This window comes from Streptomyces sp. NPDC006798, from assembly GCF_040635975.1.
GTDB lineage: Bacteria > Actinomycetota > Actinomycetes > Streptomycetales > Streptomycetaceae > Streptomyces.
The window spans coordinates 64,136-77,692 of record NZ_JBEYIS010000001.1; the positions used below are offsets into that span (position 1 = coordinate 64,136).

The window sequence follows — 13,557 nt, forward strand, 5'->3', positions numbered from 1 at the left end:
CCCTGGAGACGACTTGGACACCCCCGCGTGGCCCCAGGTGAACATCGCCTTCCCTGACTGGACCCGTGCCGAGCACACTGCCCTGGCCCACCTCGCGCCCCTGCTGTTCGCCGCCGAGGACGAAGGCGCGATCACCACCTGGTTCCACATCCGCAAACGGCCGTGCTGGCGACTCCGCTACCTCCCATCCACCGGTGCCCACCTGCGGATCGGCCGGGAACTGGACGCTCTGGCCGCCGCCGGGCACATCACCGGCTGGACCCCGATCGTGTACGAACCCGAAGTCCACGCCTTCGGCGGAGCCGAAGCCATGGAGACGGCGCACCGCTTCTTCCACCACGACAGCCGAGGTCTGCTCACCCATCTCCGCGACGACGAAGCCGCAGGCGGGCACCGGAGGGAGATATCCCTCCTGCTGTGCAGCACCCTGATGCGCGCGGCCGACCTCGACTGGTACGAGCAGGGTGACGTCTGGGCCCGCGTTGCCGCCCACCGCCTCCCGCCCGCTGGCCAGCAGAGCACCGCCCGGCAGCGTGCCGCCGTACACCGGCTGATCACCGTGGACACGGACGACCAGACCCACGACCACGGCCTCCTCGCCCGCACCACGGAATGGGCCCGCGCGTACACCGCCACGGGGCGCGAACTGATCAGCCTCACCGCTGCCGGAGCCCTCCATCGCGGACTCCGTGACGTCCTTGCGCACCACGTGATCTTCGCGTGGAACCGCCTGGGTCTGCCCTACGACACACAGGCCGCCCTCGCCGCCACGGCCAAAGACGTCGTCTTCGGTCCCGACCCCGCCGCAACGGGCCCCACCGCTTCCGGTACAGCCCGGACGCGCCGCTGACCACACCGGACCGCTCGCAGAGAAGGGACCCATGGACCCGAACGACCCCATCGCCCGGCGCTTCCCCCTCGTTGCCCGGCCCCGTCCCGCCTGCCTGCCGCTCGCCGAACGTGTGCACGGACTGCTCGACCTCTCCGAGACAGCGGTACAACAGGCCGATCCGGTGCGGGCCTCAGCCGTCTACAACCAGTCCGCCCTGATCGCCTCCGACCTGGGCCTCCCCAGCCTGGCCCGGGAACTGTGCCACCAGCACGCCCACGCCTACCTCCGGGCCTGCCCCCTCCCCGGCCAGAGCGCCATCCGGGCACTCGAACCGGTCGTCAATCTCGCTCGCCTCCACGCCCGTGCCGGGAAGGGAGACACCGCTCGGCAATATCTCCGCACCCTGTACGAGGCCGTCACCACGGGCACGGCGGTGCAGCTCGACAGCATCACCGTCCCGGCACACCTCACCGCGACGACCGAGGACCGACGCCAAGTCCGGACCTGGCTGTGGACGGTCCTCCTCGCCGACGGAACACGAGCACTCACCAGCCAGGGCCGGTGGAACGAAGCCCTCACCCACATCGAGAGCCACCGCGGTGTGGGACAGCGGCTGCTCGACGGGCGGCAAGTCGCCGTCCTCGCCGCGCTCACCGCAGGCCGAACTGCCGAGGCGGTCGGCCTCCTTCACGACTCCGCACCCGGCGAGCCCTGGGAGCAGGCAGTGGCCGTGTGCCTCACGGCGATATGCCGCAGAGGAAGCGGTCTGCCGGCCGACCGTCCTACCTCCATCCTGTCGGACATGTACGAACGGTTGGAACCCGAACCGGGTACGGTCGTCTTCAACACCCGCCTCGGCCTGACGATCCTGGACATCACCGGGAACGCCGATGCCCACCGGGCGCGCTGCCTCGTCGGTCATCTGCATCGCCGTGCGACGGCGTTGAACGACGGATACGCAGCCCGTGAGAACCTCACGCACCCGATGTTCACTGCCCTCGCCACCGACGTGCAGCAGAAGCGGTGCCGGGACCTCGTGATCGCGTGCGCCCTGGGAGCCGGGACGATCCCCGACGAACTCTTTGCCCAGCTCACCGTCGCGCTACGGAGGAGCGCTCACACGATCCGAGAAGCAGAGAAGGCTCGATGACTGACCCCGGTCCCCGTTCCTCAGGAGTCGCCCGGGATCAGCCATCCGCTTACGTCAACGGCACAAGGGCAGCCCACGAGTCGGCCAGTTCGTGGCGCATCTCAGCCAGCATCTCCACACGGGCCTGTGCCTCTCGTAGCTGGGCATCACAGGCGTGAGACGCCTCAGCGGGGTCGGTGGAGAGAGATGCCCAGAGGAGGCGCTTGTACTCGGCCCGAGTGTCGCTGGCCGGGGCGATGGCGGGGAGCTGGTGGAGGAGGTCGGCGGCGGAGGTCTCGGAGAAGTCCCACTGGCCGTCCGGGTGGCGGGTGGAGTGGATCACGGAACCGGTCTCCGGGGCCAGGACGAGGTGGCAGTCGTTCCCGCCGAGGAGGGCGCTGAGGAGCGGCAGGGGGACGGCGCCGGGGCCGGCGAGTTCGACGGCCTCGGTGGGGGTGGCGGTGAGGCGGGGCGCCGCGGTGCGCTCGGAGGCGAAGGGCAGGCCGGGCCAGGGCACGGAGGGGCGTTCCGGGGTGCGGCGGGTCGGCTGCCCGGTCACGGTGGCGGGGGAGCCGGGGGCGTCCTCGTCGGTTCCGGCCCAGGTGATGATTACTGCGCGGGCGCCGGGCAGGGACGCGGGGAACAGGACGTGGGAGATGACCTCGATGGGCTGGTAATCCATCGAGGGCAGGGCCATCTTGAACAGGTGGCCGTCGCGGGACTCGGAGACGGCGGCGACGTCGGTGTCCCAGAACGGGCCGCAGACCCGGTCGGCCTTCACGTCGGTGATCAGCTTCGACAGGTCGGCGTCGTGCGGGTAGCGGGTGCTCGCGTACCGGAGGAGCTTGACGTACTCGGCGGCGTGGTGGTTCCAGTCGACGTACTGGAAGCGCGCTTCGGGGGACAGCATGGCCCAGCGGATGAGGTTGGCGCCGGGCTCGCGGACCCAGGGCCACAGGGCGGCCATGGCGGCGTTGTAGCCGATGATGTTCCACACCCGGTCGGTCAGATACGCCGGGTTCGGGAGCTGCTGGTCCAGCATCAACTGGAGGTCCCGCCGTACCGCTGCGCTGCCGAACGAGTCCGGGATCGTGGTCAGCGCGCCGTCGAGGAGGGCGAGCACGAGGGCCTGGTGCTCGTCACGGCCCAGGAGCAGGGTCTTCGCAAGGGCGTCGAGGACCTCGCGGTCCATCTTCGGGCGGGCGCCGTTCTCCAGGTTCTGGTACCAGCCCCGGCTGCGGCCGATGGCCTCCGCGACGTCCGTCTGCGACAGAGGCCCGCCCAGTCCCAGCTTCTCCCCGGCGACCGCGCGCCAGGCACGCAGCAGGCCGGGGTGCCCGAGGAGCTGTCCGGGGGACAGCGGCTCGGAGCCGGTGTCCGTGCGGAGCGCGACAGCGCTGTCGGCCATGGGGTTCCTCCAGGGTGTGGGGGGAATGCGGACCCGGAAGGCGCCGGGCGCACGGAAAAGGGCGGGAGCACTTGTGGTGCCCCCGCCCTACGTGTCGGTAACCAGAGTAAAGGATGCGCAAAGCGATCATGGAATTGCCGTCCGGGGAATTGACGGGCGACCCCGACTCTGATGTTGTTCGGGATTGAACCAATGTTCCCGCCCGGCCTGATGGGCGATCTTGTTGATTACGGGCTGAAGCGGACATTGGTATGACTTATTTCCGGGCGTGCTCATTTTTTTGGGCACGCCCATTTTTCTGTGCACGCCCGCCGGGGTGAGCGGCCCCCGCGAATTGGCGATCTTGTAATCCGGTTTCACGCTACGCGTGTAAACCATCCACTGGTCAAGGGAATTGGCGTCGCCGACTGATTCCCGGATCGGCTCCCGGATTTGCCCGGCGGCGGTTCCGTCCGTGGTTTACGGGGCGTTGACGAGGGGATGACGCCCGGTTTAAAACCAAAGGGCCCCGTGATCAGCGGGGCATTCGGCGGACCGGGGAGGGCGGAAGAGATGAGGCGAGGCACCGCACCCTGGGCGCGACCGCCGGCCCCGCCCCCGCCCGACACCTCCTCGTGCACCGGTCCGCCGTCAGGACCTTTCCGCTGAAAGCTCACGGCGGGGTAATCCGGGCCGGTCCCGCATCGTGCGGCGGGCAATGCCGCCGGGAATCCCCGATGCGCCGGGCCCGGCATGGTCGGGGAGCCCTCCGGTGCACTTTCCGGGCGTAGATGTCGTGTTGGTGTCGATGTCCCCGAACACCCTTTGTGCGCTGGAGTGTTGGACGCGTCATGCATATGTTGTTGGTCCCGGCAACGAAGACCGGACGGAACCAGAAGAAGGAGGGGGAGAGGATGAACGACCTGCCACCGCGCGGCGGGTAAAGGAAACGGCGCCCGGGAGTTAGCCGCTCCCGAGCGCCGATCCGACACCCCGAAGGATGCCCATAACTGAAGCGGGTCGGCTGGCCTTTTCGACGAGAACGGCCGACCTGCTCCACCTACAAGTAGGGAATTCTTACATGCCCGCGCACCACAGCGGAAGGGCCCGCATAACCCCGCCCGCCGCAGACCCCGCCGACCGCAGCCGGCGGCTCGCCCGCGCCGTCGCCGCGATGATCCCCCAAGCCGCCACCGCCCGGGTCTCCCAGCGCGACCCCGCCCAGGTCTGGCCCAGCCCCCACCTGCGCGCATACGACGCCCATGGCCACCAGCTCCCGGTCACCCGGGCGAAGGCGCTGACCGCCGCCCGCTGGATCATCCGCGCCCACCCCACGGTCGACTGGACCGGCGAAGCCCACGACCTCGACCTCACCACCGGAACCCTCCGCCCCGCCGCCGAGGCGTACGCCACCGCCGGGGGCCGCTGACGATGCCGAGGATCCGCACCATCAAGCCCGAAGCCTTCCGCTCCGAATCCCTCGCCGCGGTCTCCCTCACCGCCGAACGGACCTTCCTCGGCCTCCTCACCGAAGCCGACGACCACGGACGCTTCCGAGACCAGCCCGCCGTCCTCGCCGGAGCCCTCTGGTCCTACCGCCCCGGACACGGCCCCCTCGGCGTCGAAGACGACCTCACCCAGCTCGCCGAACACCACCTCGTCTGCCGCTACACCGTCCACGAAGACGGCGAGAACCGCCGCTACGCGCACATCGTCTCCTTCCGCAGGCACCAGCGGATCAACCGGCCCTCCGGGGTCCGCACCCCGCCCTGCCCCCACCACGAGACCCCCGCCGCGCCACCTGCGGCCACGGCTGTACCGGAGCCTGCGGTGAGGGCTCACGGAGGGCTCACGGAGGACGCGGTGAGCACTCACGGAGGACTCACTGAGGGCTCAGTGAGTCCTCACGGAGCCCTCACGCAATCCGCCACACATGACAAAACCGCAGTTCAAACGGCACTCAGTGAGTCCTCACTGAGTGCTCACGGAGCCCTCAGTGAGCCCTCAGTGAGGACTCACGGTCCGGATCTAGGACCTAGGAACAGGGACCTAGGAACTACTTTGTGGGGCGCGAGCGCCCCCGCACCCCAGACCCCCTCGGCGAAGCAGCTCGTCGACGAGTACGCCGCCGCCTGCGCCCACACACCCCCGAACAGCGTGCTCGGACATCTCGGCCGGGAGACCGCCAAGCTCCTTGCCGAGGGCATCGACCCCGGCCACGTCCGCGCCGGGCTCGCCCGCCACCGGGTCAAGGCCCTGCACCCCAGCACCCTGCCGAGCCTGGTCCACGAGGCCATGAACGCCACCCCCGCCGCCCGTTTGGACCGGCCGGGAAACCCGCCTAACCTGCCCGGTCAGCGGGCCTGGGCCAACCCTGCCGACCCTGCCGCCGCCTACGCCGAGGAGCTGTGATGCGCGACCGCCTCGCCCAGCCCCAGCCCGTCGGCGGCCTCGCCCGCCGCCTCGCCCACATCCTCACCACCCGGGGCATCGACCCCACCGCGACGCCGGACGGCGGGCCGGAGCCGGTCCCGGCCCTGCTGGCCGCCGAGTCCCGCATCCCGGCCCGCTACCGGGCGGCCACGGCGGACCACCCGGCGGTCGCCGCCTGGGTACGCACCATCGCCGAGGCCGGACGCCCGGGGCCGGGCGGCGCCCCGGGGATCGCGCAGGGCCGGTCGCTGCTGATCGCCGGGACCACCGGCACGGGCAAGACCCACCTCGCCTACGGAGCGATCCGCAGCCTCATCGGCGCCGGGGTCCGGCTGCGCTGGAAGGCGACCACGGCCGCCGACCTCTACGCCGATCTGCGCCCGCGCCCCGGGCATGACGGCGAACGCGAACTGCGGGACCTGGCCCGCTGCCCGCTGCTGGTCATCGACGACCTCGGGGCGGCGAAGTACAGCGAGTGGACCGAGGAGATCACGATGCGGCTGATCAACCACCGCTACAACGAGATGCTCCCGACCCTGGTCACCACCAACCTCGGCATGGCCGACCTGCGCGCCCACACCGGAGACCGCGTCGCCTCCCGCCTCGCCGAGATGGCCGACAAGGTCATCCTCGACGGCCCCGACCGCAGACGCGCCCACGCCGCCGGGCACCGCCGCCCCGTCGCCGCAGCCTGACCCCGCCGACCACCTTCCGGGCCCCAAACCGCCACGGGCCTGCCTTCACCGACCCCGGCCGCGCACACCCCTGCCCCGGGATCCTCTGGAGACCCCCATGCACAGCACCACCAGCACGGTCGACGGGCCGCGCACCCTCGGCGACCAGACCTGGCAGAACCAGGCCGCCTGCCACACCAGCCCCAGCGGCGACCCCGACCTGTTCTTCCCCGAGCCCGACGAGATCGACCGGATCCGGGCCGCCAAGACCCTCTGCGCCCGGTGCCCGGTCCGCCGCACCTGCCTGGACGCCGCGCTGGAGAACGGCGACCGCGACGGCATCCGGGGCGGCCTCACCGAGGAGGAACGCGACGCTCTCCACAGCAAGCTGGCCCAGCGCCTCGACTACGGCCGGATCAACGCCGTCCTCGCCGGCGGCGACGTCCACCTCAGCCGGGCCGAGCGCCGCGCGGTCGCCCGCGACGCCTACCAGGCCGGAATCCCGGCCGACCGGCTCGCCCGCCTCCTGAAGATCACCAAGGAGCACGCCCAGAAGCTCTACCGCACCGCCGCCCGCGAGATCCGCAACCGCAACACCAAGCCCAAGACCCCCAGGACTACGAAGGCGGCACCCATCACCGCGACGAAGGCCCCGGCCCGCACCGACCTCGGGAAGGCCGCGTGAGCGCCCCCGCGCCGATACCGGCACCCACGACCGCCTGGGACAAGGCCGCCGTCGTCACCCTCGGCGCCGCCGCCTGCGCCCTCTCCTACGACGCGCTCCAGCAGATGGCCGCCTCCATCCACATCCGGGGTGCCCTCACCTACCTCTTCCCCCTGATCATCGACGGCTTCATCGCCTACGGCGTCCGCGGACTCCTCGTCCTGCACGCCGCACCGCTCGCCTCCCGCGTCTACGTCTGGACGCTCTTCGGCACCGCCTCGGCGGTCAGCATCTGGGCCAACGCCCTCCACGCCCTGCGCCTCAACCAGCAGGGGCCATCCGCGAGTGGCCTCCAGCTCGGCGACCTCACGGTCGGCGTGCTCTCCACGGTCGCCCCGCTCGCCCTCGCCGGAGCCGTCCACCTCTACATCCTCATCGCCCGCCAACCCGCCGGCACCACGGTGGCCGACCGGCCCGGACACCCCGGACAGCCGGACACCCGGGTTGTCCGCACCGACCGGCCCGCCACCGACCGACCGGAACTGACCGACGTGCCGGAGACTGACCGGCCCAATCCGGCTGGCCCGGCCGACCGGGGCCGTCCGGAACTGACCGGGCCTCCGGACACTGACCGACCGGCCTCGGTGACCGCCGGACACCCGGTGGCCGAACTGACCGCACCCGCCCCCTCCGCCCCGGACACCCGCCCGGTCACCCCGGACGCTCCGGCCGACCGGCCCGGTCAGCCGGTCACCCTCCCCGACCCGGAGCCCGAGGACACCGGCCGCGCCGGGGCCGCACCATCCGGTGACCCGGACAGCAGACCCACCACGGACACCCCACCCACCGCACCGGCCGGTCCGGAGGACGAGGACGAACTCCTCCCGATCGCCCGCGTGGCGGTCACCCGGGCGAACCGGGTCACCCGCCAGGTCGTCGCGGACGCGATCCGGGGCCAGGGCATCCCGCTCGCCAACGACCGGCTGACCGCCCTGGTCACCCAGCTCCGTACCGAGGACCGACCGGCCCAGGTCACTCTGACCGGCTGACCGACCGCCCCACGGGGTGACCGGCCCGGAGACCGACCGGCCCGGTCACCCCGCCCCGGACACCGCCCACCGGTGGCGGCCCCTGCTGCTCGTATCGGAGACCTTCGTGCGCACCATCCCGGTCACCCCTGCCGAAGCCGACGCCTGGATCACCACTCTGCTCACCCGCGGACACCTCCATCACGCCGAACGCGGCCCGGACGGGTCCTGGACCGTCCGCCGCACCGCCGACAGCCGGCCGTGGACCCTGCACCACCCGGCCCTCGCCCTCGACTACGCCGCCGAGATCCTCCTGGAACTCCGGCGAACCGCCCCGGAGGCCCCCCGATGACCCGACCCGAACCGGCCGACCCCGCCACCGTGGTGGAGGGAGGCGACTGCCCGGCACGAGGCCGAGCAAGCTATATCGTCCGAAACTCCTCCGCAGCCACGGGCAGCGGAGGAGTTTCGGACGCGCTTGCCCCCACCCCGAACGGGGAGGGGGAACCCTCCCGGCACCAGGGGGTGCCGGGAGGAGGTGAGGCTGGGACCGGGGGCGGACCGCAGCCAGGAGGAGAAGCCGAGCTGTCGTCCGTACGTCGTCAGCGTCCGCGCCTGCGCCAGACCGTCCAGCGCGACCACGTCCGCAGCGTCCGCCTCACCGCCGACGAACTCGCCACCGTCCAGCACGCAGCCAAGTCGGTCGGGTTGACCACGGCCGGGTTCCTCGCCGACGCGGCCGTGGCCGTCGCCCGTACCCATGGCGACGCACGGCTCTGGCTGACCGACCAGCGGGCCCTGGTCGAGGAGCTGATGACCGCCACCGCGCAGCTCGCCCGCGCCGGGAACAACCTCAATCAGGTGGCGAGGGTGCTGAACTCCGGCGGTCACAGCGACGCGGTCGACCAGACGGTCGGCCGCGTCCAGCGGGCGGCGGTCCGGGTCGAGGCCGCCACGGTCGAGATCGCCCAGAGGCGCTGACCGTGGTCCCGGACATCTCCACCGGCAGCCGCACGTACGGGCTCCTCGCCTACCTCTACGGCCCAGGCCGCCGCGACGAACACACCGACCCCCACATCGTCGCTGCCTGGCAACCCGGTCTAGCCCCGGACCCGGGCCGGGACCCGGCGGTCACGCTCAGGGAGCTGACCGACCGGCTCGACCTCCCCCTCCTCGCCCTGCCCGTCGGCCGACGGCCCAAGCGGCACGTCTGGCACTGCCCCGTCCGCACCGCCCCCGGCGACCGGCTCCTGACCGAGGCCGAGTGGGGCGAGGTCGCCCGCCGAATCGTCCACGCGACCGGCATCGCGCCCGAGGGCGACGACCGGGCGTGCCGATGGATCGCCGTCCGCCACGCCGACGATCACATCCACATCGTCGCCACCCTCAAGCGGCAGGACGGTCGCAGCCCCCGCCGTCACAACGACAGCGCCCGTGCCCAGGCAGAGTGCCGGAAGATCGAGAAGGAGTGGGGGCTCCAGCAGCTCAACCCGGGCGACCGCACCGCCGCCCAGCGGCCCACCAGCGCCGAGCGCTCCAAGGCCGAACGCGTCGGACGTACGGAGCCGCCACGCGAGACGCTCCGCGAAGCCGTCCGCCAGGCACTGGCCGGAGCCGTGGACGAAGGCGAGTTCTTCGCCCGGCTCGCCGCTGCCGGCCTCCGCGTCGAACGGCGAATCGCCCCGTCCGGGGACGTCCTCGGCTACAAGGTCGCCCTCCCCGGCGACCGCAACCGGGCGGGCGAGCCGGTCTGGTTCTCCGGCTCCAAACTCGCCCCCGACCTCTCCCTCCCCAAGATCCGCCAACGCCTGGAAACCGGAGCCCTCGATCCCGAGGAGGGTTCCCGGCCGCGCCCGGCCGCCGCTCGCCGCGACGCCGTCACCCCTGCCGTACGGGCCGCCACCGCCCTCGACCAGGACGACGACGGTACGGCGGTCGCGCAGCTCGTCGGCACGGGGGAACTCCTCGACGCGCTCGCCCTGACCGCCCCGGCCACTACCCGGCGGGAGTTGTCCCAGGCTGCCCGTGCCTTCGAGCGGGCGACCCGTACGCACGAACGTGCCGCCCGCGCCGATCACCGCGCTCTGCGCACGGCCGCCCGTGGAGTCCTCCGTGCCGGGGACGCGCTCGGACGGGGCGAGGACGGCGGCGCCACCGCCATGGTCCTGTCCACCCTCGTCCTCGTCACCCTCGCAGCCGCCCGCTGGCACTCCGCCCACGGCCACGCCCAACAGGCAGCAGCCGCACACCAGACCGCCCAGCACCTCCGCACCGCCTACCAGACCACCGCCGCACCGCCGCTGAGGGCGATGCGTCACCACGGTCAGCGGCTGCCCGAACCCGTACGCCACCGGCACACGGCCACCGTCGCGGACGCCCTCCCGGAACAGGCCGACCGGCTCCGGGGCGAACCGGGCTGGGACGCCCTCCTCGCCACCCTCGACCAGGCCCAGCAGGCCGGCCACGACCCGACGGCCCTCCTGAAGATCGTGGTCGGGCAGCGCGAACTCGACACCGCCGACAACGTCACCGACGTCCTCATCTGGCGCATCCGCCACACTACGGGCCTCCCCACGGCACCGAAGCCGGCCACCCGCCCGGCACCGGCCCGCACCCCCATCTCGACGCTCGCCGAGACCACCGCCCGCACCAGCCCGGCCCCGGCCGAGCAGCGGCGGGCCCGCCGCTGACCAGCACAAACCCCTGGACTCCCACCAGCCCCACTGCTATGGCTCGAAGAAGAGACCCCCGAGGAGAACCGTGATCCACGACGACACCCACCAGCAGCCCAGAACCACCCAACAGCCCGCACCGGTGTCGGCCTCCGGCGACGACCCGGTCCTCCGGCTCCAGCAGGAGTACCGCCCCGACGGCGTCCGCATCCGCATGCGCAGCGTCAACCACCCCGAAGAACTCTTCATCACCGGCCTCGTCGTCATCTGCCCGAACTGCGGAGCCCGCCGCGACTGGATGATCATCTGTGACGGCAACCGCATCGACATCCGCTGCCGCTGCGCACACCAGTGGCACGAGTCCGAACTCACCCGCGCCGACTTCGAGGTGATGGTCGGCGACGGCACGGGCCCGGTGTATCCGAGCCTGGACGACGCCGCCCGCGCCACCGGCTACGACGGCACCTTCACCGGCATATACCTGACCCAGCCTCGTCCTTGGGCTGCCAATCCAGGCCAGGAGTGAATAGGCAGTGCGGAACCCCATTGCGGATGCTGTGCCGCCCGGGACCGCAGAGCTGTCCCGGGGCAGCCAGCCCTCCCGGCCCGAGGCCCAGCGGCACAGGCGGCCCTGGACCGCCGGGCATCGTGCTGGGCATCGCCGTGCTGCGCCCAGCACGAGAGCTACTCGCCGAAGAGGGCGTCGAGGTCGTCGTCGGTGATCTCGGGGAAGATGGTCTCTTCCCCGGATGCGGAAGCCTTTTCCATGAACGCTTCGAAGATCCGCTCCAGGTCCCCGTTGCTCCGCTTGACCCGAAGCCGGACCAGACCCAGGGAGGAACTGTCGTCGAAGACAACGACCAGGACGGCGCGCTTCGCCGCGATCGAGATGTGGATGTGGTCCTGCTCCCCCTCGTGGAAGAGCACTGAGAACTCACGTTCACCGATCAGCTTGGCCAGACCGTCAGTGGCCGCGACGTTGCCCGCTGTCAGGGAGGCGAGCGAGGTCGTGTCGAACTGCTCGATCTCGCCCGCCGCAGCCACCTTCTGGCCGTTCGTGTCGATCAGGAACACTGCTTTGGCATTGGCCTCCTGGCGCAGTCGGCGCAGGGTCTCTTCCATTTGGCGGAACTCGTCTTCGTAGACGGCGGCGCTGGTGACGGCCACGGAACATCCTCCCGGAGGCAAGCGGACGGTCAGGGCCCGAACGGCCCCTGTTGCCGCCACTGTATAGAAGGTCGGGCGTTACGTACTTACTGGACAAGGTGGTGAATATAGTGCTCTGTTGAGGGGTAGCCAACTTCGAATATCCCTTGATTCCCGGGAGCGCCGGCCTGTTGATGGCATGTGTCTGCCTTTGCTGTCCGTTCCGTGAAACCAGGACCCAGGGCGCACGCCAGTGCGGGCCGTCCGGTGAATCCGGACGGCCCGCACCGTGGTCGTGGAATAAGGGTCAGGCGTTGGCCTGGTGGCTGGCAGGGCGCAGAGCCTTGGTGGCAACGCGGAGCGCGGCGTGGAGTGCGAGGGTTTCGTAGACGGTGGGGTGGACGGTTCGGCTCCAGTCGCCGTGGAGGTTCGGCCAGGTGGCGAGGGTGACCTCCATGGTGTCCAGACCGAGGTGGGCGGTGACGTCCATACCGCCGCCCGAGGAGGTGCGGGTCCAGGTGAGGAGGAGGGCCCCGGGGCCGAGCCGGTGGTGACGGCCGGTGGGGGCGGGGTGCCAGGTGGTGCGGAGGATGTCGCCGGGGCATGGGGAGACCTCGCGGACGAGGGCTCCCCGCACACCGGAAGGCATGGGCCGCAGGGCGGCTTTGCGCAGGGGGAAGAGGCTGGTGGACGACGGGGTCATGCGTCGGTCCAGTTCAGTTCGGTGGCGATGTCGGGCGGGAGGTAGTGGTCCTGGCCGTTCTCGGCGAGGTAGACGGCGGGGCCGTCCATGCTCGTGCCCTCGATGACCCGGCCGATGGCGTGGGCGAAGGGCCAGTCGGGGTTGACGGCGAGGAAGACGGGGAGCGCGGGGTTGAGGGTCTGGAGCTGGTGGACGAGCTGGGCGACGGTCAGCGGCTGGGACAGGGCGGTACCTCCGGGTGTGGAAGACGGGCAGAGGGGTCAGCGGGTGGCGGTGCGGTGGCGGCGGCCCATTTCGGCGGCATAGCCCTTGGTCGAGGAGGGTGTCCCGGTCCAGGTGTCGCAGGCGCAGGTGGCGACGAACACGGTCCGGCCGGTGCAGTCTTCGGCGAGGGGTCTGTTGCCGGTGGTGAACTTGTGATCGGGCGGGCAGACAGTGCCGTCGGGGTGGTACGCGTTCACGGTGATCTTGTGGGGCACAGGGCAGTCCTTCGGGGAGAGGACAGAGGGTCAGGAGCAGTGGCCGCACAGGGCGGTGGGGGTGGCGATGAGGGCGGCGAGGAACCCGGCGACGGCCAGGGCGGGAACCCCGTCGGGGAAGGTCTGCTGCCAGACCGGTTCGCCGTCCGGGTTGAGCATGCGGATGTGCCAGAGGTCGCCGTGGTGGGCGGCGGGGGCTTCGGGGAGGAACCCGACGTACAGGCCGCCGTCCGGGCTGGTGCAGTGGACGTTGGCGTCCGGGTCGGTGATCACGGTCCAGCCCTGGGCGTCGAGCATGGCCAGGACCGGGCCCGCGCAGCCGCAGCCCAGCGGCCACTGTCGTACGGCGGAGGGGAGGATGGGGCTGAGCTTGGCGGGGCGGGGGAGAGCGAGGGCAAAGTGCGTCACGG

General features: G+C 71.5%; 16 protein-coding genes. 11 read left to right on the plus strand and 5 right to left on the minus strand.

Translation table 11 applies throughout. The annotated features are described in order from the left end of the window. Positions 1-13 precede the first annotated feature (13 nt). Entirely contained in the window at positions 14-850 is an 837-nt protein-coding gene (locus ABZ714_RS00265; RefSeq protein WP_358822839.1) for a thiopeptide-type bacteriocin biosynthesis protein, read from the plus strand. A 31-nt stretch (positions 851-881) separates the two neighbouring features. Then, on the plus strand, positions 882-1,982 hold the full coding sequence (locus ABZ714_RS00270) for a hypothetical protein (protein ID WP_358822840.1): 1,101 nt from the start codon (positions 882-884) through the stop codon (positions 1,980-1,982). A gap of 49 nt (positions 1,983-2,031) precedes the next feature. Here the strand turns inward: ABZ714_RS00270 and ABZ714_RS00275 are convergent, their stop codons facing one another. Then, positions 2,032-3,369, minus strand: coding sequence for a helix-turn-helix transcriptional regulator (locus tag ABZ714_RS00275; RefSeq protein WP_358822841.1), 1,338 nt, complete (start codon positions 3,367-3,369; stop codon positions 2,032-2,034). A 1,060-nt stretch (positions 3,370-4,429) separates the two neighbouring features. Here ABZ714_RS00275 and ABZ714_RS00280 point away from each other — a divergent pair. The 9 genes from ABZ714_RS00280 (at position 4,430) to ABZ714_RS00320 (ending at position 11,345) form a co-directional block, all read left to right on the plus strand. Further along, entirely contained in the window at positions 4,430-4,777 is a 348-nt protein-coding gene (locus ABZ714_RS00280) for a hypothetical protein (RefSeq protein ID WP_009996538.1), read from the plus strand. A 2-nt stretch (positions 4,778-4,779) separates the two neighbouring features. After that, positions 4,780-5,760 carry a hypothetical protein gene (locus tag ABZ714_RS00285; protein WP_358822842.1) on the plus strand — a complete coding sequence of 327 codons (981 nt, stop codon included), beginning with the start codon at positions 4,780-4,782 and terminating at the stop codon, positions 5,758-5,760. Further along, positions 5,760-6,476 carry an ATP-binding protein gene (locus tag ABZ714_RS00290; protein ID WP_358822843.1) on the plus strand — a complete coding sequence of 239 codons (717 nt, stop codon included), beginning with the start codon at positions 5,760-5,762 and terminating at the stop codon, positions 6,474-6,476. The genes ABZ714_RS00285 and ABZ714_RS00290 overlap by 1 nt, the downstream gene beginning before the upstream one ends. Before the next feature lie 97 nt (positions 6,477-6,573). Further along, the gene (locus ABZ714_RS00295; protein WP_358822844.1) at positions 6,574-7,140 is read left to right on the plus strand and encodes a WhiB family transcriptional regulator; all 567 of its coding nucleotides are present in this window, start codon (positions 6,574-6,576) and stop codon (positions 7,138-7,140) included. Then, complete coding sequence (locus tag ABZ714_RS00300; protein WP_358822845.1) at positions 7,137-8,168, plus strand: DUF2637 domain-containing protein; 1,032 nt, start codon at positions 7,137-7,139, stop codon at positions 8,166-8,168. The genes ABZ714_RS00295 and ABZ714_RS00300 overlap by 4 nt, the downstream gene beginning before the upstream one ends. A gap of 16 nt (positions 8,169-8,184) precedes the next feature. Next, a complete protein-coding gene (locus tag ABZ714_RS00305; protein ID WP_358822846.1) occupies positions 8,185-8,499 on the plus strand; it encodes a hypothetical protein in 315 nt (104 codons plus the stop codon). Between the two features lie 173 nt (positions 8,500-8,672). Then, positions 8,673-9,128, plus strand: a complete 456-nt coding sequence (mobC, locus tag ABZ714_RS00310; RefSeq protein ID WP_358822847.1) for a plasmid mobilization relaxosome protein MobC — start codon at positions 8,673-8,675, stop codon at positions 9,126-9,128. Positions 9,129-9,130: 2 nt separating this feature from the next. Continuing rightward, the gene (locus tag ABZ714_RS00315; protein WP_358822848.1) at positions 9,131-10,837 is read left to right on the plus strand and encodes a mobilization protein; all 1,707 of its coding nucleotides are present in this window, start codon (positions 9,131-9,133) and stop codon (positions 10,835-10,837) included. A 70-nt stretch (positions 10,838-10,907) separates the two neighbouring features. Then, positions 10,908-11,345 carry a hypothetical protein gene (locus tag ABZ714_RS00320; RefSeq protein WP_358822849.1) on the plus strand — a complete coding sequence of 146 codons (438 nt, stop codon included), beginning with the start codon at positions 10,908-10,910 and terminating at the stop codon, positions 11,343-11,345. Positions 11,346-11,503: 158 nt separating this feature from the next. Here the strand turns inward: ABZ714_RS00320 and ABZ714_RS00325 are convergent, their stop codons facing one another. The 4 genes from ABZ714_RS00325 to ABZ714_RS00340 all read right to left on the minus strand — a co-directional run bounded on the left by ABZ714_RS00325 (position 11,504) and on the right by ABZ714_RS00340 (position 13,555). Next, the gene (locus ABZ714_RS00325) at positions 11,504-11,986 is read right to left on the minus strand and encodes a roadblock/LC7 domain-containing protein (RefSeq protein WP_358822850.1); all 483 of its coding nucleotides are present in this window, start codon (positions 11,984-11,986) and stop codon (positions 11,504-11,506) included. Between the two features lie 286 nt (positions 11,987-12,272). After that, complete coding sequence (locus ABZ714_RS00330) at positions 12,273-12,668, minus strand: esterase (RefSeq protein WP_358822851.1); 396 nt, start codon at positions 12,666-12,668, stop codon at positions 12,273-12,275. Between the two features lie 260 nt (positions 12,669-12,928). Next, positions 12,929-13,147 carry a hypothetical protein gene (locus ABZ714_RS00335; RefSeq protein ID WP_358822852.1) on the minus strand — a complete coding sequence of 73 codons (219 nt, stop codon included), beginning with the start codon at positions 13,145-13,147 and terminating at the stop codon, positions 12,929-12,931. A gap of 30 nt (positions 13,148-13,177) precedes the next feature. Further along, positions 13,178-13,555: a DUF317 domain-containing protein gene (locus ABZ714_RS00340; protein WP_358822853.1), complete on the minus strand. Its 378-nt coding sequence runs from the start codon at positions 13,553-13,555 to the stop codon at positions 13,178-13,180. Between the last annotated feature and the right edge of the window lie 2 nt (positions 13,556-13,557).

Bases quoted from the DNA above. Each gene is read 5' to 3' on its own strand.
- ABZ714_RS00270 (WP_358822840.1), top strand. From the start codon at position 882: ATGGACCCGAACGACCCCATCGCCCGGCGCTTCCCCCTCGTTGCCCGG.
- ABZ714_RS00275 (WP_358822841.1), bottom strand. From the start codon at position 3,369: ATGGCCGACAGCGCTGTCGCGCTCCGCACGGACACCGGCTCCGAGCCG.
- ABZ714_RS00280 (WP_009996538.1), top strand. From the start codon at position 4,430: ATGCCCGCGCACCACAGCGGAAGGGCCCGCATAACCCCGCCCGCCGCA.
- ABZ714_RS00285 (WP_358822842.1), top strand. From the start codon at position 4,780: ATGCCGAGGATCCGCACCATCAAGCCCGAAGCCTTCCGCTCCGAATCC.
- ABZ714_RS00290 (WP_358822843.1), top strand. From the start codon at position 5,760: ATGCGCGACCGCCTCGCCCAGCCCCAGCCCGTCGGCGGCCTCGCCCGC.
- ABZ714_RS00295 (WP_358822844.1), top strand. From the start codon at position 6,574: ATGCACAGCACCACCAGCACGGTCGACGGGCCGCGCACCCTCGGCGAC.
- ABZ714_RS00330 (WP_358822851.1), bottom strand. From the start codon at position 12,668: ATGACCCCGTCGTCCACCAGCCTCTTCCCCCTGCGCAAAGCCGCCCTG.